Genomic DNA, 23,837 nt, shown 5'->3' on the forward strand with positions numbered 1-23,837 from the left:
ATGTCAGGGTCACCGGCAAATAAAGCTGATGGGACGGGTCAATATCCTCGCGGGTTTTTCGCTCGTTGCGGTGGCCTTCGGAGCCGCCGGCGCCGAGGCCGGGTTCCGCACGCCGGAATCGCTGATCCGCAACGTCTACGCCCATTATGGACGAGGCAGCGCGGCGTTTTCCAACGGCCTGCCGCGCGACGAGGAAACCGCCCGGCAATTCTTCGATTCCCCGCTGCGCGCCGCCTGGACCGCCCTGCACGACGCACCCTACGATTTCCTGGTGCAGAGCCCGAGCTGGCGGATCGGCCCGATCTCGATCGCGATCCTGCGCAGGCAGTTCGACCGCACCGATGCGACCGTGACGTTCGACAATGAGGGCCGTGCGGTCACGCTCAACTTCATCGTCGTCAACGGTCCCGACGGCTGGGTGATCTCTGATGTCGAGAGCCCGCACGATTCGTTATGTCTGTTTCTGACGCAGTTCAGGCGCTAGGCAAGTGTCAGTGTTGCTGTAGAATCTATAGGGCGACATCGACGCAGAGGGATGGATCGTGGCCAACGAACCTGACAGTTCCAACGACGGGCCGCTGGATCGGGCCATCGCGATCCTGGTCTTCGTTGCCGAACAGAAGAAGGCGTTGTCGGCTGCCGAGATCGCCGCCGCGCTTTCCCTTCCACTTCCGACGGCGCATCGGCTGATCGGCAATCTCGAAACCCGAGGCCTGATCCAGAAGGCGCTCGGGACCAAGCGCTACGTGGTCGGAAGCAAGCTGGTGACGCTGGCCGCCAAGACGATCGGCGCAGCGTTCCGCACCGTGCGCCGGCACGCCGTGCTGAGTGCGGTGGCCGACCGCATCGGCGAACAGTGCGAGATCGGCGTCGTCCGCGACAACGTCGTGGTCTATGTCGACAGCGTTCGCTCCAAGCAACAGCAGGCGTTGCAGTTCAATCCGGGCGAAGCGGCTCCGCTCCACTGCACGTCGACGGGCAAGATCTACATGAGCCGGCTGCCCGCGAAGGTCCGCGAGCGGCTGGTCAAATCGCTCCCCCTCGTCCGCTACACGCCGACGACGATTGCCGATCCCGACGCGTTGTTGGCTTTGCTCGACGAGACACGGCGCAGAGGCTGGGCGAAGACCAACGAGGAATTCGTGCAGGGCGTTGTGGGTTGCGCTGTGCCGATCGTCTCGCCGGCCGGCGATCTCATCGCATGCCTGGGCGTTTCAGTGCCTGCCGCGCGGGTCGGCTTCGCGGGGCTCGATGCCTTCATCGCCCCATTGCAGGAGGCGGCAGCGCTGCTGTCCGAAACGATCCTACAGGATTACGAAGAAGATCTCATAGATTCTCATTTTTCGGAATAATTACTCTCATTTTTTGAATCGAAACTCGATCTCGCGCAAATCCTGTGTATCCTCTGGGCAGATGATTGAGCTGACCACGATTGAGGCAGCTCTCTCCAAGTCTGCATCAAGGCCACTTCGCCACCACCAGAACTGATCGCCGCCGCCGGCCATCCGGCGGAGCGTTTTGCCGTGCCGAAAGCCTATGCCCGAGCCACCGGAGTGATCATGCGCCAGCACTACGACGTATCAGCCGTCCGCAAGGCCTTTCCGGCTGCCGAGCACGTGGTTTATCTCGACAGCGGTTTTCAGACGCCGCTCTCCCGGCCGGTGAAGGAGGCCTATGAACGCTTTCTCTGGGAAGGCTTCGAGAATGCTGGCCCGAAGCGGATCTGGCTCAATCGCCTCGAAGAGACCCGCGCGAAAGTTGCTGATTTCCTCGGGGTCGAGCCACACGAGATCGCGTTCACCAAGAACACGTCCGAGAGCATGAACATCGCCGCCAACGCGCTGCCGCTTCGTGCCGGCGACAAGGTTCTGATGATCCACGGCGATCATCCCAACAACGCCTACGCCTTCCTCAATCTGCGAAAGAAGGGCGTTGAGATCGTCTTCATCCCCATGACCGACGTCGTCGATGCGGAGAGCTTCCGGCCGCATATCGACGACAGGACGCGCGCGATCTCGATGTCGCACGTCACATTTCACGCAGGTCATCGCTTCGATGTGGAGAGCGTGGGCGAACTCTGCGCGCAGCATTCGCTCTACTTTGTCGTGGACGTGATGCAGGGCATCGGCGTGGTGCCGATCGACGCCAAGGCCATGAAGGCCACATTCATCGGCTCCGGCACGCACAAGGGTCTGCTCGTGCCGCAAGGGCTCGGCCTGCTCTACTGGGACTCGACGCGGACCGAGCTGGAGCCGGCCTATCTCGCGGCGGCAAGCCTCGCCGAACCGCCGCTCGACTTCATCGCCCGGCCGGACAACATGGCCCTGCCCACGACTGCGGGCCGCTTCGAGCTCGGCAACTACAACCTTCCCGCAATCCAAGCCTTGGGCGCGGCGATCGACCTCATCAACCAGGTCGGGATCGAGAAGATCCAGCAACATTGTTTCGACGTCGGCGATTACCTGATCGAAGGTCTCGATCGGCTCGATGTCGGTCTGGTCGGCCCGCGCGAGCGGCAGCACCGCGCGCCGCACATCTATGTCATCGCCTTGCCGACTGCCGAATGGCTGGATTACTTCACCCAGAACGGCATCCGCGTCTCGCCGGAGCGCGACGGCATCCGCGTGTCGCTCGGCATGTTCAACACCACTGAAGACATCGACCGCCTCATCGAGGCGATCCGCGCCCGCAACGCGCCAGCAAGCCAGGCCCGTACGGCGGTTCTGTCAAAGCTCGGTTAGCCGGACCGGCTCTCCGCTCAATCAAGCAGCCCTCCGAGACGCCGGAACGGCGCGCCACAGCTCGGATGCCGCAACTCTCCGGTGGCGAAGGATCACGTCATGCAGCCAGGCAGCAGAGTCCAGACCCCGAACAGGCTGACCACGTACATCATGGTGAGCCTGTTTCTCGGCATCGCCGTCGGTTACGCGTGCAACGTTGTCGCGAGCCCGGAACAGGCCAAGGCGATCGCCGGCTATTTCGCGATCGTGTCGGACATCTTCCTGCGCATGATCAAGATGATCATCGCGCCACTGGTGTTCGCCACCATCGTCTCCGGGATTTCCAGCCTCGGCGCCAGCGGCGGCGCGGTGGGACGCATCGCCGTCAAATCGCTGGCCTGGTTCATCACCGCCTCGGTGCTGTCGCTGTCGGTCGGGCTCGTGCTCGCGAACCTGCTCCAACCGGGACACGGTCTCGGTCTCGCGCTGCCCGATGCGAATGCCACGGCCAATGTCCAGACCAGCAGCCTGAACATCAAGGATTTCGCCGCCCACGTCTTCCCGATCAGCGTCGTCCAGGCGATGGCCGGCAACGAGGTGCTGCAAATCCTCGTGTTCTCGATGTTCTTCGGCTTTGCGCTGAGTGCGGTCAAAGGCACGCTTGCCCCTGATATCGCGCGGTCGATCGATCAGATCGTCCCAGTGATGCTGAAGTTCACCGACTATGTCATGCGCTTTGCGCCGGTTGGCGTGTTCGCGGCCATGGCCGCGGTCATCACCACGCAGGGGCTCGGCGTCCTCGTCACCTATGGAAAGTTCGTCAGCGCCTTCTACTTCGGATTGGTGGTGCTCTGGGCGATCATCATCGGCGCGGGCAGCGTCGTGCTCGGCGGGTCGATCAAGGAGCTGCTGCGGCTGCTCCGGCAACCGATGATGATCGCCTTCTCGACGTCCAGCAGCGAGGCGGCCTTCCCGAAGATGATCGAGCAGTTGATGAAGTTCGGCGTATCGGAGCGGATCACCGGCTTCGTCCTGCCGCTCGGGTATTCGTTCAATCTCGACGGTTCGATGATGTACCAGACCTTCGCCGCCCTGTTCGTCGCACAGGCTTTCAATATCGAGATGCCGCTCACGACCCAGATCGCGATGCTGCTGCTCCTGATGATCACCAGCAAGGGCATCGCCGGCGTGCCGCGCGCGTCGCTTGTCGTTGCCGCCGCCACCCTCCCGACCTTCGGCCTGCCGGCAGGCGGCCTCGTCCTGCTGATCGGGATCGACGCCTTCCTGGACATGGGACGGACGATGACCAACGTCATCGGAAACGGCGTTGCAACCGCCGTCGTTGCAAAATGGGAGAACGAACTGGGCGAGCCCGTCGAGCAAGACGCCAACTTCCTGTCGACGGCCGCCGCGGGGTAGCGCGAGACTGCGCCTTCGGAACCACGCGGCGGTTTGCTGGAACCAAACCGCCGTCGGCACGACGGCACATGACAGAATCCGCGACGACGAAAAAATATCTGACGGCTGCCGGCGCGTCGCGCTTTCTCCGCAATTGCGTCGGCGAATGGTCCATCCGATTGATCGCTCAGCAAGTTTGAACATCCTGCTCGCGTTCTGCGTCGAAGTGCCGCAAGAAGCTGTCATCTGCGTGTTAAAAACCTGCCAGATTTCGGCAACAACGCGCGGCTAGCCTTCCGATACCAAACAGAAGCATTTGTCGACCATTGCGGTCGCAAGACGTGGACTGACGTCACGCATGGCGTCGGTTGCGCGTTTGCGCGCCTATGTCGACGTATTGGCAGGGCGGCGTGGCACGACGACTTTCGACAGCTTGTTGTGTCATCGCCGCGGCCTGTCTCGGGCTTGCTGCGAGCGGCATGACGGCTTGGCTCGGCGCAACGGGCTTGCAGGACGCGCCGCGAACGCAACAAGACGTTTGTGCGCGGCCGGAGCCTGGCAGCGCGCTCGAGGAACCCGCCGAATTGCGCAGCCGCGACGGCGTGCTCGAAACCGACCTCAGTATCCACGATCAGAAGCTGCCGGATGGAACGAGCCGCTATTGCTACCTGACACCGGACGGCAAGCCGTCGCCGACGCTGCGGTTGAAGCCGGGCGATCAGCTGGTCATCCATTTCAAGAACGACCTCGTCGACCTCGACACGGCAACGCCGGCGATCGACCGCCCGCTCGCCGGCGCACCGATCTGCACGACGAGACCGAAAGCCGACGTTTGCGCGAGCGGCGCGATGACGCCGATCTCGACCAATCTGCACTTCCACGGGCTGACCGTGCCGCCGGTCTGCCACCAGGATGATGTGCTGAAAACCTCGATCCAGCCCGACGATGCGCCGTTCGAGTATCGTCTGCGCATCCCGGACGACGCCCCGCCCGGCCTCTATTGGTATCACCCGCATCTGCACGGCTTCAGCAAGACCCAGGTGCTCGGCGGCGCCTCCGGCGCGCTGATCATCGAAGGCATCGAGCGCGCCGATCCGTCGCTCGCCGGCCTCCCCGAGCGCGTGCTCGTGATCCGCGACCAGGATCTCGTCAATCCCGATGCGCCGCCGTCGAAATCCGAGCCGGTGATGACCAAGAGCCAGCTCGACAATGATGGCGACGTCGCCAATTCCGGCACCGGCTTCGGCAAGCCGTCGAAGGATCTCTCCGTCAACTTCGTGCCGGTGCCCTATCCGAACTATCCGCCGGCCCAGCTCACGATGAAGCCGGGCGAGCGACAGCTGTGGCGCGTGCTGAACGCGTCCGCGATCACCTATCTCAACCTCGCTCTGCTGGTCGGCCGCACGCCACAGCAGATCGGCATCGTCGGGCTCGATGGGGTGCCATTGCAGTTCGAGGGCAGCCCGTCGCCCTCGGTGCAACGGGTCAACCACATCGGCCTGCCGCCGGGCGCGCGTGCCGAGTTCATCGTCGAAGGACCGCCGGCCGGCGCGCAGGCCTTGCTGGTGACGCGCGCGGTCGACACCGGGCCCGCCGGCGAGAACGACCCCAACCGCGCGCTGGTGGCCATCACGACCTCAGTCAATGCGAGCGAACCGCAGGCCCGACTACCCGCGCACGCCGAGCCGCTGCCGCGCTCCGAGCGGCCGTGGGTCGGCGACGTCGCACCGGTGCGCGTCAGAAAACTGTTCTTTTCCGAGCAGCCGGAGAACCCGAACGACCCGAACAGCCCGACCAAGTTCTTCATGACCCTCGACGGAGAGACGCCGAAGCCGTTCGATCCGCAATCTGACATTCCCGACATCACCGTGCGGCAGGGCGACGTCGAGGACTGGATCATCGAGAACCGCTCGATGGAGCTGCATGATTTCCACATCCATCAGCTTCACTTCCAGCTGCTCGACTGGTCCGGCGTCGCCGTCAACGAGCCGTTCCTGCGCGATACCGTCAATGTGCCCTATTACAACGGCCGGATGCTGAAATATCCCAGCGTGCGCCTGCGCATGGATTTTCGCGATCCCAGCATCGTCGGCACCTTCGTCTACCACTGTCACGTCCTCGAACATGAGGACGGCGGCATGATGGGACGGATCAAGGTCGTGCCGCGAGACACTGCAAGTTCCACCAAACCGCTCAACCAGCAAAAAGGAGAGCTTTAATGCCCGACAAGCACAGGTCACGTTGGCTGCAGGGATGCCGCCTTACCCTCAGCGCACTTGCGCTAGGTCAGTTCACCGCCGGCCCGGTGCTGGCGGAGGACTGGAACCACCACGGTGGACACGAGACACGGTCGCCGATCAAGCACGTGATCGTCATCATCGGCGAGAACCGCAGCTTCGACCACGTGTTCGCGACCTACGTGCCTGAGCGGCACGACGAGAGCGTGTTCAACCTGCTCTCGCAGGGCATCGTCAAGCTCGATCACAACAAGAACGCGATCCCCGGGCCTAACTTCGAAAAGGCACATCAGCAAGCCGCAACCGACACCGGCCTGAACGATGCGTTCCTGCTGAGCCCGCCGAAGCAGAACTTCCCGAAGGACCAGTTGCCGGCTCCGCTGGTCGGCGGCCCCAAGGTCTCCTACATCCCGAACAAATGCGGCAGCTCGCCGATCACCACCTGCGAAGCGTCGCTTGCGCTGGCGCAGCAGTCGGAATCCGGCCTGCCGTCCGAGTACTACCAGTACCTGTTGACCGGCGGCACCGGTCAGACGTCGGCGACCCCCGACGCGCGCATCACCAATGTCAGCGCGCTGCCGGCCGGTCCGTTCCAGCTCACCAACAGCGATGCGATGCCCTACGACACCTATTCGGCGAGCCCGGTGCATCGCTTCTACCAGATGTGGCAGCAGCTGAACTGCAACCACTCGGCGGCCAGCCGCGACAATCCGTCGGGCTGCGGCGGCAATCTGTTCGCCTGGGTCGAGGTGACCGTCGGCGCCGGCGCCAATGGCGCGGCGCAGCCCTCCAACTTCTCGACGGACTATTCGCCGACGGCGACGACCACGGGCGAAGGTTCGACGGCGCTCGGCTTCTACAACGTGCAGAAGGGCGACGTGCCGTACTTCACGTCTCTCGCGCAGAAATACGCGATGAGCGACAACTTCCACCAGTCCGTCAACGGCGGCACCGGTGCCAACCACATCATGTTCGGTCATGCCGACATGCTTTATTTCAGCGACACCTACGGCAACGCCGCCGTGCCGCCGAACGGCACGCAGGTGTTCGGCGGCACGCCCGACGCCGGCATCGTGCATCAGATCGAGAATCCGAATCCGGCTGTCGGCACCAACAACTGGTACACCGAGGACGGCTACGGCGCCGGCGGCAATGGCGGCTTCCCGGCGCCCTACCAGACGAGCCCGGTGTCCGGCGGCGGCTCCTACAGCGACTGCTCGGATCCGAGCCAGCCTGGCGTCAAGCCGATCCTGGACTATCTGAAGGGGCTCCGGATCAATCCGAACTGCGAACCGGGTCACTACTATCTCTTGAACAACTACAATCCGGGTTATTTCGGCAACGGCAAGAACGCCTACACCGACACCAATCCGTCCAACACGCCGTTCACGATCCCGCCGTCGACCCGCAAGAGCATCGGCGACAGCCTGAACGAGCGCAACGTCTCCTGGAAGTATTACGGCGACCAGTGGAACAACTACGTCAACGATCCCTACCAGCTCAACTGGGGCGTGGCTGGTCCGAATGCCGACGAGTACTGCAACATCTGCAATCCGTTCCAGTACGACACCTCGATCATGTCGCACCCGGACCAGGTCGCCGCCCATATCAAGGACTCGTCTGACCTGTACTCCGACCTCTCCAAGCATTCGCTGCCGGCGGTCTCGATCGTCAAGCCGAGCGGCTTCACCGACGGCCACCCGGCGTCGTCCAAGCTCAACCTGTTCGAAGGCTTCACGAAGAAGATCGTCGATCAGGTCCAGGCCTCCGACTACGCCAAGGACACGGCGATCTTCATCACCTTCGACGAGGGTGGCGGCTACTTCGACTCAGGCTATGTGCAGCCGCTCGATTACTTCGGCGACGGCACGCGGATTCCGCTGATCGTGGTGTCGCCGTTCGCGCGGCAAGGCCACATCTCGCATGAATATGCCGATCACGTCTCGATCATCAAATTCATCGAGCGCAACTGGGACCTGCAGCCGATCACCCATCGCAGCCGCGACAACTTCCCGAACCCGGTTGCGACGCCCAATAATCCCTATGTTCCGGTCAACAGCCCGGCGCTCAGCGATCTCTTCGACTTCTTCGACTTCGACGGCGGCGACCATCATCATGGCGGCGGCTGGGAGCACTGACGACCGCTGACGACACACCAATCCGCCGGCCCGAAAGGGCCGGCGGATTTCATTTGCCCCCAGCTGGATGTCCATAGCCAGCGCGAGCCTGTAAGGTATCCGGCTTCGTCTCTGTGGAAATCCTGCTCAATGACATCAATCGGTTTCCGCCAAGCCCAAGCGGCCGACCTGCCGGCGATCATTGCGCTGCTTGCCAACGACGTCCTGGGGCAGCAGCGGGAGGATAAGAGCTCGCCGCCGAATCCAAAATATGTCGATGCATTCGATGCCATCGTCGCCGATCCCAACCAACTGCTGGTCGTGGCGACTGCGGATGACGAGGTGATCGGCACGCTGCAACTCACCTTCATCCCCGGAATGGCGCGGCTGGGAGCCTGGCGCGGGCAGATCGAAGCGGTCCGAATTGCCGAGACGCACCGCAACTCGGGCGTTGGGCAGCAGATGTTCGAATGGGCGATCGCGCAATGCAGGGCGAGAGGCTGCAACCTCGTGCAGCTCACGACCGACAAGGCGCGCCCCGATGCGCACCGCTTCTATGAGCGGCTGGGATTCACCGGTAGCCACATCGGCTACAAGCTGATGCTCTGACGCGACCGCCGAGCCCGCCCTGTCATCACGTCCGTCTATTTGTTCCGGTCACCACCAAGAAGATTCTTGTAGACCTTCCCATCCTTCATGATGACCACGAAGTTCTTTGCCGGGTCTTCTATCAGCTTGATGTTGTCGATCGGGTCGCCGTTGACCAACAGAAGGTCGGCCAGCGCGCCTTCCTCCACCACGCCCAGTCTGCCCGGATACGGATTTCGAGGCCCAGACAGACCGAGCAATTCGGCATTCGTCGATGTCGCCATCGTGAGCGCTTCGGCCGGCGTATACCATCGCGTGAGCGTCGTCAGCATGGCTCCTTGCCGGTCGGCGAGCGCCTTCGAGAACAAGACGTCGGTGCCGAATGCCGTCTTCAACTTGTACTTCTTCGCAAAGCCGTAGACCCTGTCGGTGCCGGCAACGACCTGTCGCATCTTGTCCTGCTCCGCAGGCCCAAGGACGCTGGCGCCCGACAGATCGACGAAGGGCTGGGTGCTCAGCCAAATTCCCTTCTCGGCCATCAGGCGGGCCGTCGCGTCGTCCATCAGGTGACCGTGCTCGACACATTTGGCTCCCGCTGCGATCGATCGCTGGATCGCGACCGGCGTGTAGGCGTGTACGGCGACATAGGTCCCCCAGTTCTCGGCAGCTTCGACCGCGGCGCGCAGCTCCGGTTCAGTGAATGTGGACACATCGAGCGGACTGAATGGCGACGCGACCCCGCCGCCCGCGGTGAGCTTGACCTGCGTAGCCCCCTGCATGAGCTGCTCGCGCGCGCGCACACGGACCTCATCGGGGCTGTCCGCGACCATGGCGCCGCCTATCCTCTCCATGCGGCTGAGCATGCCGCCGATCGTTCTGGGCAGTTCGGACAGCTGCCGGAAGTCGCCATGGCCGCTGGTGATGGTGATCATGGCACCGGATGGGTAGATGCGCGGACCGGCGACGAGCCCCTCGTCGATCGCCCGCTTGAGGGAAAAGGCCGGCCCGCCCATGTCGCGAACGGTGGTAAAGCCGCGCATCAGCGTGGCCGTTGCTTCCGCGGCCGCAAGGAGATTGGTGTAGCCGACATCACCGGCTATCGCGGTCGCCGGCGTCGGGCGTATCAGCATCGCATGCCAATGCGCGTCGATCAGCCCGGGCATCAGCACCCGTCCGTCGCCGGCGATCACCTGCGCGTCGGCCGTGATCGCCGCAGTCGAAATCTTCTCGATCTTGTTGTTCCGGATCAGCACATTGGACGGCCCGGAGAGCGCGCCATTCTTGCCATCAAAGACGCGGACATTCTGGAACAGCACGCCGGTATCCTGCTGAGCTTGCGCAGGCAGCGGGCCAAGGAGGCTCAACCCAATCGAGGCGATCAGTGCAGGCACCCCGAAGCTTTTGCTCAAATCTGACATGTCCACGCTCCGCCTATGGCACATCGCTCGAGATTATCATTGATCTCGCTGTGTAGGAGGGGCCGACCTGATTGCGGCTGGAAGGGATTGACGGCCTACCGGGCTGCTCTGGCGGCAGGCTGCAAAGCGTAGGTCAGCCATCCGACGCCATGAGACAGCAGATCGATCCCCAGCAACAGCCCGAGCACCCACAGGCCGGTTGCCGGAAACCCGGTCAGAATGACGAGGCCTGCCAGGACGCCAAACAGCCCGGAGGCCAGCATGATCCAGCCGGCCTGCCGCCAATGGCCGATGCCGACCAGCATGCGCACAATACCGGAGACCAACAGCAGGAGACCGAGCGCATAGGTCAGGATCAGCGCACTCGTCACCGGCTGGCTCAGCATAACGATTCCGCATGCAAGGTAGAGGACCCCGAGCAGAAGCTGCCACACGAACCCGCCCCAGCCCTTGGTCCAGAACGCGTGCATGATTTCGAACGCACCGGCGACGATTGCCGTCCAGCCGATGAAGATGGCGCTGATCACGGTGAAGAGCACGACATCGCCCAGGACCAGAAGGCCCGCGGCGATCATGACGAGCCCAAGCAGCACACACACCCATAAAGGTGGGCCCGGCAGGCCGCGGAGCATTGTGGAACTGTTCTCATAGGTGGCCATGTCATCCTCCCTAATCCCAAGCGGCCGCGGCGCGTGCCAACTAGGCCGATCGTTCACCCTCGCCTGTCGCTCCGTCGTCCGGTATTTCTCCCGGCCGGTAATTCGGCAGCCGGCCCGCGGGAATGACTGCGAGCAAGGCGAGGCCGGCCATGATCAACAATCCGATCTTCAACGCGCGCAGGCGCGCTTCGGTGTTGACGCGCACCGCTTCCTCGATCTGCTGCGGCGTACCGCTGGTGCCTTCGAGCACGCTACGCAGCCGGTCATTGCTGACGAAGGTGATGTTGCCGAGATCGACCTGGCTCTGGAGCTCCTTGGTCAGCACCGGACTGGCCGCGATCCTGCCGAGCGCGATCGTACTCAACAGACCGACGAGAAGCGCTCCGGCAACCGCGGTGCCGACTGCAGCCGCCAGATTCTGTGAGGTTCCGCGCAAAGACCCGACGTCCCCGGCCAATTCCTTGGGCGAGGCCGTGACCAGAACGTTGAACAGCAGCGTCACCAGGGAGCCCTGGCCAATGCCGAACAGCACGAGTCCAAAGAGAACGGGAAACTCGCTCCAGTCGTTGCGCACGACGAACGCGAGCCATAGCAACGCGACGGCGCAGAGGCCAAAGCCGAAGCGTCCGATCTGGCGAGGCGTCAGTTTTTCATAGAGATTGACAATCAGCATCGCCGACAGAAAAACGGTCAGATTGAAGGGCATCATCGCGATCGCCGTCGCAATGGGCGAACGTCCCTGCACGATCTGGATGTAGAGCGGCACCGTGAAGTTCAGGGCCGCCTCGAGCGCCACAACCGCGAACAGCGCATAGACGGCACACCTCTCCTCCGGCGAGTCGATCACCTGCAACGCCAGCAGGGGCGTTTTCCCTGCGGCCTGTTGCCGATGCGTCCACATCAGGAACGCCTGCCCGAGTACGATGCCAAGCACGATCAGGACCGGTGCCGGCGAAACGCCCAGCAAGTCGAACGGCGCGTTAGGCGTCGCCAGGATCACCCCCCAACCGTTCAAATTATTGAATCCGAAACTGATAAAGATGATTGCGCTCGCGGCAAGAACGACGCCGATCAGATCGATCTGAACATCCTGGCGACCGCGGTCGGGCCGCAGGCGGAAACTCAGGGCGAAAGCGATCGCAGAAGCAGCAATGAGAATCCCGAACGCGGGGCGCCAGCCGATATAGGTGCCGAGCAACCCACCGATGACAAATGCCAGCACGCCGGCGGCAGCCCGCGCCGAGCCAAGCGCACCAAGGGCCGTCGCTTGCTGGCGTCCGGCATAGTTCTCGGCAATCAGCGCGACGAGCGAAGGCACGATCACCGCGCCCGCAGCGCCGCAAAGCGCCTGAGCGGAAATCATCACCGAGGCCGTGGGGCTGAACGTCATCGCGATCTGAGATATCAGGAAGAGCACGACGGCAACGCGAAAGACCTGCACCGCCCCGAACCTTTGGGCGAGTTTCGCGCCGAGCATCACGAACCCGGCCACCAGCATCGAGTAGGCCACGATTCCGGTCGCGACTGTGGTCGGCGGCACGCCGAAGCTGGCCACCATTCCCCCCATGGCAACCGGCAACGACGCGACATTGAACGACATGATCATCTGACCGAAGGCGATCGCGATCATGGGCACCCATGATGCACGCTCTTCCTGATGAACGTCGCCGATCGAGATAGCTTGCGTTGCCATCGCGTCCTCCAACCTGCCTGGTGTTGCGATCGATCGAGCCACGGCTCTACCGATCCTCAGAGCATCTTGTTTCACTCGTCCGGTTGGGACACGAACAGATCCATGCCCAGTCTTTGCGACAGGAACTTCGCGGCGAGCTGCCCTCGCACACTGTTGCCGGCCGCATCCAGTGGCGGGGCGAAGGTGCCGAAACCACCTTTCCCCGGAGAAACCGCAACGATACCGCCGCCGATGCCGCTTTTGCCGGGTAGACCGATGTCGTACAGCCAGTCGCCCGACGTCTCGTACAGCCCTGCAGTGACCATGACGGCCAATGCATAGTGGCACACGGCCGCATCGACCACCCGCTGCCGGGTGACTGGATTGACCCCGCCGTCAGCCAGCGTCGCGCCCATCACGGCGAGATCCCTGGCGCTCACATTGAGGGAGCACTGCCGGGTGTAGAGATCGGTCGCCTGTTTGGCGTCGCAGTAGATCCGGTCATAGCTCTCCAGCAGCCGGGCGATACTTCGATTGCGAAAATTCGTCTTCGACGCCGACGCGTAGACTTCCTCGTTGAGCGGGAGCTTGCGACCGGCAAAGCGTGAAAGGCCGTCATGGATCAACCGCCATCGCTCTTCCGCGCTCGCACCCGGAACGAGGCTGGTGGTCGCGATCGCACCTGCGTTCACCATCGGGTTGGTGCGCCCGGCCCCGTGCTCGATTGCCGCCAGCGAATTAAACGGCAGCCCGGTCGCATTCGCGCCCAGTCTTGCTCGCGCCTCCTCAGGGCCGATGGCCTCGCACACCAGCGCGAACACGAATGGCTTCGACACACTCATGATCGAGAATTCGTATTCGATGTCGCCGGCACCGTAGATGCGCCCGCTGGCACCGGCCACGCAGATGCCGAACAGTTCACTCGGCACCCTGGCCAAGGCCGGATAAACCTGCGAATTGGTCCCTTCGCTGTTCGACTTGAAGCGCAGATGAGCTTGGGACACCAGCTCCTGCACCATCTCGGGATCGGGCAAGTGCCCCGTCGAGATGTAAGGCCGCTCCGCTTGTTCAGCGATCGAAGGTGGCCACATTGGCTTTCCTTCCCGATTTCGACCTTGGTGTTTCAGGTCTTCCAGTCGGCAACCGGAAGTAGGCACCCAAAAAAACACGGAGTCAACGACCGGGCTGATGGCGCTATCAGGTAAGCAGCATTGCCCAATCATCAGATGCGCAATTGAATCAAAGAGAAGTCATCAGGCCATCAACGAGATTTCCATCGCTGGCGCTCGAGAGTACGATCGCCGCGTGCGGATGTGAGCCCGCCGCCTGTCCAAACAACACCGGCCCGCGGCGATGGCGGCAATGACCGCATCACTTGAATGGTGAGGTTGATCATGGTGGCGCGCGCAAGCGACGGACAGCTTTTGCTGGTGAAGAAGCTGGGTGGGCTTTTTGCTATCATTCTTGGCTGCCTGCTGACAGCGGTCGGTGTGACATTCGAATCCACCAGCACAATTGTCGTCGGCGTCCTGTTTCTTGTGCTCGGCGCGGCCCTGCTCGCGCTCAAGATCATGAGACGAAATCAAACTGGTCCGTTTGGATAGCCTTCCGGCCAAATAGACCGACGCAACCGGGGCAATTTCAATTGTGGGGACGCGGCTGCAATCGCAACCGGCGAGCCCGCCATTGCGGTCGAGGGGACGCTTGCTCAATTTCGGTATATTGGAAATTTATCCCTGATTTGCCCGACGTGTCAAGTTGCCTTGTCGAACGCCGGCAGCCGCCAGCTACTTTGCATGGGGTTGTTTTCGATATTTTGGCAGCGCGCACCTGCGGCGGGGAGTTCCTCCACCGTCACCCGCAGTTATGCCGGCAAGGCACGATGCGATACGCATGGTAACGGGTGCTCGCGTTGCACGGCAGCGCGTTCTGCGGCCAGCCATCACGGCTTCTGATAGATCACATGACCTGCGCGGATGGTGGTGCTCACCTTCGCGAGGTTGCCGACGTCGCTGAGCGGATCGCCGTCGAGCACCACGAGATCGGCGTCAAAGCCCTGCTCCACCTTGCCTTTCTTCGCGGCCTTGAAGAACCGCGCCGGATTGGTGGTCAGCGAGGCCAGCACCTGGCGCTCCGACAGCGCGCGATGCATCAGCTCGACTTCCTGCGTGGTGTCGTACTGCGTGGTGAAGCCGACATCGGTACCGAACAGCACCGTGCCGCCATTCTCGGAGAACTGCTTGAGCTGGTTGACGGTCGCGGCCACCAGACGGTTGGTGACACCAGGGTCGAGCACGACGGTGGTGAACAGTGCCAGCGTCGGGATCAGCGCAGTCCCCTGCGCCTTGAACCGCGCCAGCTGGTCCTCGCTATAGGCGCGCTCGCTCGGCGTGGTGTGCGCGAGCACGTCGACATCCGATGCGATCACCGTCTCCACACCGATCTTGTTCTGCGGGTGGGCGAACACCGGCCTGCCCTGCGCATGCGCGACGTCGACGGCCGCCTTGGCAATGGCCGGGTCCATGTTCACGACCGGCTTGTCTCCCATGAACGCGCCGGTGAACAGCTTGATGCCGTCCTCGCCCATCGCCAGCCAGTCCCGCGCCCACTTCGCAGCCTCCTCCGGCGTCGCAGCTTCCGGAAGCTGTATTTCAGGCGGCAGGTACACAGGATGGCCGCCCTTGGGAAAGACGTTGCCGGCCAGCAGGATGTTGGGACCGGCGACTTCGCCCGCCGCAATGCGCCGGCGCAGCGGCAGCGTATTTCTTGGATCGGAGCCGAGATCCCAGACCGTGGTGAAGCCCCAGCGCGTCAGCATCTCCTGCATGTGCTGCGTCAATGCCGCGGCCGGTGCGGCGCCGGCCCCGCGCCAGACATTTTGCGTGAAATGCACATGGCTGTTCCAGAACCCGGCAACGATGGTCTTGCCGGTACAATCGATCACGCGCGAATCCGAGGGCAGCGTGACGTCGCCGGACTTGCCGACCGCACTGATGACTCCGTCGGTCATCACGATCACCGCATCCGGCAGCGCAGCCGCATCGGGCGAGGCGTAGACGCTGCCACCGCGCAGCACGACGGTCTCGGCATGCACCGCCACTGAGGCGAGAACCGAGCCAACAACAACAAGCGCGACGCGTAGCCAGGTCCCGATCATGGACAGCCCTTTCAAGATTGCACGCCGGCAACGGCCGGCGCGCGGCAACATAGAGGCTGCGCGCGGCGCGGTTTGATCGTTCTTGCTGTCGGAAACGGATTTGCGGGCGGCCGCCCGTCACTCCTCGGGCGCGTTCTCGATCGGGTCGAAGCGGTCGGCCTCGAGCCCGAGCAGATTCCAAGATTGCAGCATGTGCGGCGGCAGCGGCGCGGTCGCATCGATCACGCCGCCGCGCGGATGCGGAATCACGATGCGGCGGGCCAAAAGATGCAGCCGGTTCTGCAGGCCGCCGGGCAGCTGCCAGTTCTCCTTGTTGAAATATTTGGGGTCGCCCACGATCGCGTGGTCGATATGCGCCATATGGGCGCGCAATTGATGGGTGCGGCCGGTCACCGGCTTGAGCGACACCCAGGCAAGCTTGGTCGCCGAGGTCTCGACCACGGCGTAATAGGTCACCGCGTGGCTGGCGCCCTCGTCGCCATGCGCCGCGATCCGCATGATGCTGTCCTCCTCGCTCTCCTCCTTGGCGAGGTAGGTCGAGATGCGGCCCTGCTTCGGCTTCGGCACGCCGGCGACCAGCGCCCAGTAGATCTTGCGCGCCGAGCGATGACGAAACGAACCGGTCAGCGCGGTCGCGGCAAAGCGCGTCTTGGCGATCAGCAGACAGCCCGAGGTCTCCCGGTCGAGCCGATGCACCAGGCGCGGCTTCTGCCCCTTGGCGTCGCGCATCACCTCCAGCATGTCGTCGACATTGCGCGTGATGCCGGAGCCGCCCTGAACCGCCAGACCTGCGGGCTTGTTCAGCACCATCACGTCGGCGTCCTCGAACAGGATCATGTCCTTGAGGTCCTGCAGGGTCTTCTTGGCGGCTTCAGAGAGGCTGGCGGCGGCCTTCGGCGTATCGAGCTTGAGCGGCGGAATACGGACGCTCTGGCCTTCTTCCAGCCGGTCCTTGCTGTCCGCACGCTTGCCATTGACGCGCAACTCGCCCTTACGAACGATGCGCTGGATGTGGGAAAACGACAGGCCGGGGAAACGCGCCTCGAGAAAGCGGTCGACGCGCATGTTGTTCTCGTCCGCCGTCACGACCACGGTCTGCACCTTGGTCGGTAGCGGCGGTGGCTCGGCGACATGCTTCTCGGGCTCAGGCACGAAGGGCTTGGGCGCACGCTGCTTGTCGCCAAGCCGCACCACTGGCTTGCCGCCCGGACGATGCGCCGGCCCCCGCTCGGCCGCCGAGCCGCGATGGGGACGCGCACCCTTGGGACGCGCGCCTTTGGCGCGGTCGGCGGCAGGGCGGAGGGGTCTCTTGACGCGGCGGCTCATGGGGTTGCAACTCCGAAGTTAGGCCGTTGGGTAGCGCAAATGCCGCGAATCGTCACGGCGAAATCGGTAAATCCTGCCACATCGGCCGTGTTCGGCCGCACGCGGCAAGCGACGGAGAGCCCTGGAATGAGACTGGCGGTATCGGCTTTGGCGGCGGCCCTGACGCTCGCGGGGCCGGCGCGGGCCCAGGAGAGCCCGATGCCCGAGGAGCTCGCCTGGAAGCTCCTGGAACTCGGCCGCGTCGTCGAGATGCCCAAGACGGCCGCGCTCTACGCACCGCTGCAACAGAGGGAGCCCTATCAGGGCGTCAAGGTCGAGCGCGACGTCAAATACGGCCCCGCCGACCGCCATCTGCTCGACGTCTTCACGCCGGACGCAGCGTCGCCGCCACGCCCGGTGCTGATCTACATCCATGGCGGAGGCTTTGTCGCTGGCAACAAGCGCACGCCTGGCAGCCCGTTCTACGACAACGTCATGCTGTGGGCCGCCAAGAACGGCTTTGTCGGCGTCAACGCGACCTATCGCCTGGCGCCGGCGTTTCCCTGGCCGGCCGGCGCGGAAGACATGGGCGCGATCGTGCGATGGGTCGCGGAGAACATCGTGCTCCGCGGCGGCGATCCCAAACGCATCTTCCTGATGGGCCAGTCGGCCGGTGCGATCCATGTCGCGAGCTATGTCTCGCACGGCGAATTCCACAAGGTGAAGGGCGACGGCCTTGCCGGCGCGATCATGGTGTCCGGCATCTACGATCTGACGGCTTCGCCCGTCGGCGATGCCGAGCTCGTCTATTACGGCTCCGACCCCTCGCGCTACGCCGAGCGCTCCTCGCTGCAGGGTCTCGTCGCGAGCCCGATCCCGTTCCTGATCACCGCAGCCGAGCTCGATCCGCCGCGCTTCGTCGAGCAATTCGAGCTCATGAAGCAGGCCAGCTGCAAGCGGCCAAGCGGCTGCGCCCGCAGTTTCATGCTGCCGCAGCACAGCCACATGTCGGAGGTCTATGCGATCAACACCCCGGACACGCGACTGACCGACGAGATTTTGGAGTTTGTGAAGAGCGTGAAGTGAGGAGCTATTTGCCGCCCCGCTCCTTGCGAAGCCTGTCCCAATAATCCAGCCGCTTGCGGATCTCGCGCTCGAAGCCTCGGTCGGGCGGATCGTAAAAAGTCTGGCGGCCCAGGGCTTCCGGAAAGTAGTCCTGGCCGGAGAACGCGTCGGGCATGTCGTGGTCATATTGATAGCCGGAGCCATAGCCCTCCGACTTCATCAGCTTGGTCGGTGAATTCAGGATGTGCTTTGGCGGCAGCAGCGAGCCATTCTGCTTCGCGGTCTGCATCGCCGAGCCGAACGCGGTGTAGACCGCGTTCGATTTCGGCGCGGTGGCGAGATAGACTACGGCCTGCGCGATCGCGAGTTCACCTTCGGGTGAGCCCAGGAAATCATAGGCATCCTTGGCGGCGTTGCAGACCGCCAGCGCCTGCGGATCGGCAAGACCGATGTCCTCGACCGCCATGCGCACCACGCGCCGCGCCAGAAAGAGCGGATCCTCGCCGGCATCGAGCATGCGCGCGAGGTAGTACAAGGCTGCATCCGGATCGGAGCCGCGCACCGACTTGTGCAGCGCCGAGATCAGATTGTAGTGACCATCGGCCGACTTGTCGTAGATCGGCGCGCGGCGCTGCAGGATGGCCTGCAGCTGCTCGGCGTTGAACACCTCGCCCTTGCGCGCGGCGCGCCAGACCTCCTCGGCGAGCGTCAGCGAGGCGCGGCCGTCGCCGTCGGCCATCCGCACCAGCACGGCGCGGGCTTCCGCATCGAGCGGCAGGCTCTTGCCCTCGACCTTCTCGGCATTGGCGAACAGGCGTTCGATCGCAGCGGTATCGAGCGAGTGAAACACCAGCACGCGGGCGCGCGACAAGAGCGCCGCGTTGAGCTCGAACGACGGATTTTCGGTGGTGGCGCCGACCAGCACCACGGTGCCGTCCTCCATCACGGGCAGGAAGGAATCCTGCTGCGCGCGGTTGAATCTGTGCACCTCGTCGACGAACAGCAGCGTGCCCTTGCCGGTCTCACGGCGGGCGCGCGCGGCATCGAACGCCTTCTTCAGGTCGGCGACACCGGAGAACACCGCGGAGATCTGCTCGAAATGCAGCTCGGTGGCGTCGGCCAGCAGCCGCGCCACCGTGGTCTTGCCGGTGCCGGGCGGTCCCCAGAACACCAGCGAGCCCAGCGTGCGCGTCTCCAGCATGCGGGTCAGCGCGCCGTCGGGGCCGAGGATGTGATCCTGGCCGACGACGTCGGCCAGCGTACGCGGGCGCAGCCGGTCCGGCAGCGGGTGCGGCGCGTCCTGCTCCATCCCTGCCGCAGCGAACAGGTTGCTTACTTCCCGCGGTTGCTTTGGGCTCACTTGGGGCTCACTTGGGGCTCATCCGCCGAGCGTCACGTTGATCTGCTGGCCGCCGCGCACCAGCGTGATGCGCCACACCCGCGTCCCCGTCTTCGATGCCTTCTCGAGGTCGCTGGTCCGCGCGATCTTCTCGTTGTTGACGGCGAGGATGATGTCACCCTTCTGGAAACCGACATTGGCGGCGGTGCCGTCATCGGCGAGCTCGGTCACCACGACGCCCTCGGCGCCGGCGTCGAGATGCAGCTCGTCAGCCAGCGCCGGCGAGATGTTGGCGACCCTTGCGCCCTGGAACGGCGAGCGCGCAGTCAGCACGATCTCGTCGCGGTTGGTATCGGGCGCGGTCTCGAGCGGCACGGTGAGCTTCACCGGCTTGCCGGCGCGCTGCACCTCGATCTCCGCGCTGCCGCCGAGCGGGCGGGTCGCGAAGCGGTAGTCGAACGCGTTGGGGTCGTCGATCGCCTGGCCGTCGATGCCCACGATCAGGTCGGAGAGCTTCAGCCCGGCCTTCGCCGCCGGGCTGTTCGGCGCGACATTGGCGACCAGCGCGCCGGTCGGCAGCTTCAGCCCGAGCGTCTCCGCGATCTCCGGTGTGACCGCCTGCAGCCGCGCGCCGAGCCATGGCCGCTTCACATTCTTGCCACCGCCCTTCGCGGAGGCCACCACCACGCGCACCATGTTGGCGGGGATCGCAAAGCCGATGCCTTGCGAGCCGCCGGAGCGCGAGAAGATCGCGGTGTTGATGCCGGCGAGCCGGCCGGTCATGTCGACCAGCGCGCCGCCGGAATTGCCGGGATTGATCGCGGCATCGGTCTGAATGAAGAATTGATAATCCGTGATCCCGACTTGAGTGCGCGCCAAGGCCGAGATGATGCCGTGCGTCACGGTCTGGCCGACGCCGAACGGATTCCCGATCGCGAGCACGACGTCGCCGACCTGCAGCTGGTCGGAGTTCGCGAAATCCAGCGTCGCGAACTTCTCCTTGTTGGTCCCCTTCAGCCGCAGCACCGCAAGGTCGGTGCGGCTGTCCTTCAGCACGATCTCGGCCTCATATTCGCGCTTGTCGGCAAGCGATACCTTCACCTGGTCGGCGCCCTCGATCACGTGATTGTTTGTGACCACGAGGCCCGAACCATCGACCATCACGCCGGAGCCAAGCGAACGCTGCATCTGCTCGGGCTGCTGCCCGGGCACGCCGAAAAATCGACGAAAAATAGGATCGTCCAGGAATGGATTGCGGTTCTGCACGGTCTTGGCAGCATAGACATTGACCACCGCCGGCTGCACTCGCTGCACGATCGGCGCATAGGACAGCTGCAGCTCGGCCTGCGAGGACGGCACGCGGCGGTCCTGGGCCGCGGCAGGGCCGAGATTCCCAATGAAAGCCAACGTGCACAGAGCGGATAGGGCAGCAAAGCGGACGGGTCGGAGCATTCTCACCTCTCGTGGAAAACGCCGGAATATAGGCGTGTTCGCCGGGCAATTGAAGGGCGCCGGGCCCGATAACTGCCCCCCGCCGCCGCGGTGCAAAACCCGTGGCAGCCGCGTTGAAGCGCGCCGCCAAACTTCTATGATGATTGTCATCTCACTGCGCCGCTCCGCTTGTTGCCCGCGGACAACAAGCGGAACTGCGATGCTAGGCAGCGCTGTCGTGCGTCAGTCACGATCAACTCCTAGGACGTTTCAGTGAGTGAGTGGGGACTTCAAACACAACAGGGGTGCACAATGAGTGCGACAAAAGTTGGTGCAATCGCCATAGGGCTGGCAGGGGCGCTCGCCGCCTCGCCGGCCTATTCACAATCCGCCGGGGGCGGCAGCGATGCCGAGATCGCGCTGCTGAAGCAGCAGCTGAAGATGCTCGAGCAGAAGCTCGACAACCTTCAGAAGCAGACCAACGCCAACACCGCGACCGCAGCCAGCGCAAACGCCAACGCGAAGGCCGCGGACGCCAAGGCCGCGCGGGTCGCAACCGCCAATGCCGCCATCCCGGTCAAGGGTCCGGTCGCGCCTTCAGGCGTCGTGGTGACGTTGCCGAACAACCGGCCGACGATCTGCACCGCGGACGAACAGAACTGCATCGCGATCACGAGCCGCATCCACTGGGACGTCGGCGGTTACGACTATCGTCCGAACACCGCGGGCACGTCGCCGCAGAAGCTCGACAGCGGCGAGAATCTCCGCCGCGCCCGCATCGGCGTGATCGGCAAATTCTTCGGCGACTGGAATTACGCGCTGATCTACGACTTCGGCGGTTCGTCCGACGGCTTCGGTGGCACGGCGGCGGGGTCGCTGCCCGGCGGCGGCACCTCCGGCGTCGAGAATGCCTATCTCAGCTACACCGGCTTCAAGCCGTTCGGCGGCAAGATGGCGATCGAAGGCGGCATCATGGATCTGCCCTGGACGCTCGACGAGTCCACCAGCTCCAACGACATCCTGTTCATGGAGCGCGCCTCGGCCGGCATCATCGCGCAGAACGTCGCGGCGGGCGATTTCCGTTCGGCCGCCGGCACCCGCTGGTGGAATGACCAGCTCTGGCTCGGCGGCTATGTCACCGGACCGACCACTGGCCAGATTCACTCGGCGTCCAGCGTCACCCCGCCCGGATCATCGGAGCAGTATGGCGCGGTCGTCCGCGTCGCCGGCAATCCGATCAGCGGCAACAACTATTCGGTGCATATCGGCGCCGACGCGGAATGGCTGATCCAGCCGCCGCGCAATCTGGTGACGCAGGCGCAGACCCTGACGCTTAGCGACCGGCCCGAGCTGCGCATCGATCCGACGACGCTGATTTCGACCGGTGCGATCGCCAACGTCTCCGGGGCGCAGGTCTACGGCGTCGAGGCGGCGGCGACCTATGGCCCGTTGATCGCACAGGGCGAGTACTACTGGTTCAACGTCGATCGCACTGCGAATACCGGGCTGCCGCCGTTCGGCGCGTCGAGCCTGAAATTCGACGGCGGTTACGCGCAGGTCGGCTATGTGCTGACCGGCGAGAATCACGCCTACAACCCGGCAACGGCCTCCTATGGCGGTATCAAGCCGCATGATCCGTTCTCGCTCGCCAGCGGCGGCTGGGGCGCCTGGGAAATCGCCGGCCGCGTGAGCCAGATGAACCTCAACGATCAGATCGGCCAGGCGGTCGGCATCGCCGGTGGACGGCAGACCGTCTACACCGCCGCGCTGAACTGGTATGTCAACAACAACGTCCGCTTCATGCTGAACTACCTGCACGGCGACGTCGCCAAGCAGGCGTCGGCGACTTCGACTGCGGATGTCGGCTCGAAGTTTGATGCGGTCGCGCTGCGCACGCAGGTTGCGTTCTGAGACGATCCGATCCGTCGTCGACGAACAGACGGCCGGGGCATCGCTCCGGCCGTTTTCATTTCAACTGCTCTCACGGCGTGGGCGCGCTACGACTGCCGCTCCAGCGTCTACATATCTAGACCGGCCTTATCCAGTTCGCTCCTCATTCGACCGGAAAAATCGACGATCTGCTGCTTGTCGAATCCGCAATATGTCGGAGCGATTTCTCAGGGACATTTGCGCGAGAGCAGCCCCGCAGCGAATTATGTATCTCAGCTCTTCTGGTGTTACCTTGATTTGCATCTCGTAATTCCCGGACAAAGGCATGGCATTGCTCACGCAGGAGCACGCTTCTACGCCGCGCGCTTGGACTTCTTCACGACGACCTCAGGCGCTGGCGCGCAGGATAGCCGCTCCTGATGGCCCTCGCCCCACGCTTTCAGAATATCGATCACCGGACGCAAGCTCTCGCCAAGTTCGGACAGCGTGTATTCGACCCGCGGCGGCACTTCGGCATAGACCTTGCGGATCACGAGACCATCGTCCTCGAGCGCGCGCAGCTGCTTGGTCAGCATGCGCTGGGTGATGCCGGGCATCCGCCGCCGCAACTCGCCGAAGCGCTGGGTGCCGGCCTGCAGATGATACAGGATCACGCCCTTCCATTTGCCGTCGATCAGGTCGAGCGCCGCCTCGACCGCGCAGCCCGGCCGGCGCGCGAAATTCTTCCGTTTCATCGGTATTTTCCCAATAGTATACAAACAGGGACTAGTTCCCTGATTTTACAGTACTTGCCAAATGGACGCCAGCGCGACAGGTATCACGGCAGGCAATCGCCCATTAC

The 23,837-nt window shown here is 63.8% G+C and carries 19 protein-coding genes; 10 read left to right on the forward strand and 9 right to left on the reverse strand.

Translation table 11 applies throughout. The features are described 5' to 3' along the window. Positions 1-28 precede the first annotated feature (28 nt). From HAP48_RS43690 to HAP48_RS43720, 7 genes are all read left to right on the forward strand, one after another. Positions 29-484, forward strand: a complete 456-nt coding sequence (locus HAP48_RS43690; RefSeq protein WP_166205889.1) for a hypothetical protein — start codon at positions 29-31, stop codon at positions 482-484. Positions 485-542: 58 nt separating this feature from the next. Next, positions 543-1,352 carry an IclR family transcriptional regulator gene (locus HAP48_RS43695; RefSeq protein WP_029081731.1) on the forward strand — a complete coding sequence of 270 codons (810 nt, stop codon included), beginning with the start codon at positions 543-545 and terminating at the stop codon, positions 1,350-1,352. 207 nt (positions 1,353-1,559) lie between these two features. Beyond that, a complete protein-coding gene (locus HAP48_RS43700; protein ID WP_166215689.1) occupies positions 1,560-2,741 on the forward strand; it encodes an aminotransferase class V-fold PLP-dependent enzyme in 1,182 nt (393 codons plus the stop codon). A 99-nt stretch (positions 2,742-2,840) separates the two neighbouring features. Then, positions 2,841-4,139 (forward strand): dicarboxylate/amino acid:cation symporter, encoded by a 1,299-nt coding sequence (locus tag HAP48_RS43705; protein ID WP_166205890.1) that lies wholly within the window; start codon positions 2,841-2,843, stop codon positions 4,137-4,139. A 389-nt stretch (positions 4,140-4,528) separates the two neighbouring features. After that, complete coding sequence (locus HAP48_RS43710; protein WP_210292759.1) at positions 4,529-6,337, forward strand: multicopper oxidase family protein; 1,809 nt, start codon at positions 4,529-4,531, stop codon at positions 6,335-6,337. Continuing rightward, positions 6,337-8,493: an alkaline phosphatase family protein gene (locus HAP48_RS43715; protein WP_166205891.1), complete on the forward strand. Its 2,157-nt coding sequence runs from the start codon at positions 6,337-6,339 to the stop codon at positions 8,491-8,493. Before HAP48_RS43710 ends, HAP48_RS43715 begins: the two co-directional genes overlap by 1 nt. 129 nt (positions 8,494-8,622) lie before the next feature. After that, complete coding sequence (locus HAP48_RS43720) at positions 8,623-9,081, forward strand: GNAT family N-acetyltransferase (RefSeq protein ID WP_166205892.1); 459 nt, start codon at positions 8,623-8,625, stop codon at positions 9,079-9,081. Positions 9,082-9,116: 35 nt separating this feature from the next. Here HAP48_RS43720 and HAP48_RS43725 read toward each other — a convergent pair whose 3' ends face one another. From HAP48_RS43725 to glsA, 4 genes are all read right to left on the reverse strand, one after another. Then, a complete protein-coding gene (locus HAP48_RS43725; RefSeq protein WP_166205893.1) occupies positions 9,117-10,478 on the reverse strand; it encodes a metal-dependent hydrolase family protein in 1,362 nt (453 codons plus the stop codon). A gap of 95 nt (positions 10,479-10,573) precedes the next feature. Continuing rightward, on the reverse strand, positions 10,574-11,137 hold the full coding sequence (locus HAP48_RS43730; RefSeq protein ID WP_166205894.1) for an HdeD family acid-resistance protein: 564 nt from the start codon (positions 11,135-11,137) through the stop codon (positions 10,574-10,576). A gap of 40 nt (positions 11,138-11,177) precedes the next feature. Then, positions 11,178-12,830: an MFS transporter gene (locus tag HAP48_RS43735; protein WP_175612272.1), complete on the reverse strand. Its 1,653-nt coding sequence runs from the start codon at positions 12,828-12,830 to the stop codon at positions 11,178-11,180. A gap of 71 nt (positions 12,831-12,901) precedes the next feature. Continuing rightward, positions 12,902-13,900 (reverse strand): glutaminase A, encoded by a 999-nt coding sequence (gene glsA, locus HAP48_RS43740; protein ID WP_166205895.1) that lies wholly within the window; start codon positions 13,898-13,900, stop codon positions 12,902-12,904. A 303-nt stretch (positions 13,901-14,203) separates the two neighbouring features. On the opposite strand from glsA, the gene HAP48_RS43745 reads away from it, so the two are divergent. After that, the gene (locus HAP48_RS43745; protein ID WP_166205896.1) at positions 14,204-14,413 is read left to right on the forward strand and encodes a hypothetical protein; all 210 of its coding nucleotides are present in this window, start codon (positions 14,204-14,206) and stop codon (positions 14,411-14,413) included. Positions 14,414-14,751: 338 nt separating this feature from the next. Here HAP48_RS43745 and HAP48_RS43750 read toward each other — a convergent pair whose 3' ends face one another. Then, a complete protein-coding gene (locus tag HAP48_RS43750; protein WP_166205897.1) occupies positions 14,752-15,966 on the reverse strand; it encodes an amidohydrolase family protein in 1,215 nt (404 codons plus the stop codon). A 117-nt stretch (positions 15,967-16,083) separates the two neighbouring features. Beyond that, the gene (locus HAP48_RS43755; protein WP_166205898.1) at positions 16,084-17,292 is read right to left on the reverse strand and encodes an RluA family pseudouridine synthase; all 1,209 of its coding nucleotides are present in this window, start codon (positions 17,290-17,292) and stop codon (positions 16,084-16,086) included. Positions 17,293-17,418: 126 nt separating this feature from the next. Here HAP48_RS43755 and HAP48_RS43760 point away from each other — a divergent pair, with 126 nt between their 5' ends. Further along, positions 17,419-18,357: an alpha/beta hydrolase gene (locus HAP48_RS43760; RefSeq protein WP_166205899.1), complete on the forward strand. Its 939-nt coding sequence runs from the start codon at positions 17,419-17,421 to the stop codon at positions 18,355-18,357. Positions 18,358-18,361: 4 nt separating this feature from the next. On the opposite strand, the gene HAP48_RS43765 is transcribed toward HAP48_RS43760, so the two are convergent. Continuing rightward, a complete protein-coding gene (locus HAP48_RS43765; protein ID WP_166205900.1) occupies positions 18,362-19,696 on the reverse strand; it encodes a replication-associated recombination protein A in 1,335 nt (444 codons plus the stop codon). An 18-nt stretch (positions 19,697-19,714) separates the two neighbouring features. Beyond that, entirely contained in the window at positions 19,715-21,127 is a 1,413-nt protein-coding gene (locus HAP48_RS43770; RefSeq protein ID WP_166205901.1) for a DegQ family serine endoprotease, read from the reverse strand. Between the two features lie 291 nt (positions 21,128-21,418). On the opposite strand from HAP48_RS43770, the gene HAP48_RS43775 reads away from it, so the two are divergent. Continuing rightward, the gene (locus HAP48_RS43775; RefSeq protein WP_166205902.1) at positions 21,419-23,017 is read left to right on the forward strand and encodes an OprO/OprP family phosphate-selective porin; all 1,599 of its coding nucleotides are present in this window, start codon (positions 21,419-21,421) and stop codon (positions 23,015-23,017) included. A gap of 332 nt (positions 23,018-23,349) precedes the next feature. On the opposite strand, the gene HAP48_RS43780 is transcribed toward HAP48_RS43775, so the two are convergent. Then, entirely contained in the window at positions 23,350-23,730 is a 381-nt protein-coding gene (locus HAP48_RS43780; protein ID WP_166205903.1) for a winged helix-turn-helix transcriptional regulator, read from the reverse strand. Positions 23,731-23,837: the final 107 nt, after the last annotated feature.

The sequence above is a fragment of the Bradyrhizobium septentrionale genome, assembly GCF_011516645.4.
Classification (GTDB): domain Bacteria; phylum Pseudomonadota; class Alphaproteobacteria; order Rhizobiales; family Xanthobacteraceae; genus Bradyrhizobium; species Bradyrhizobium septentrionale.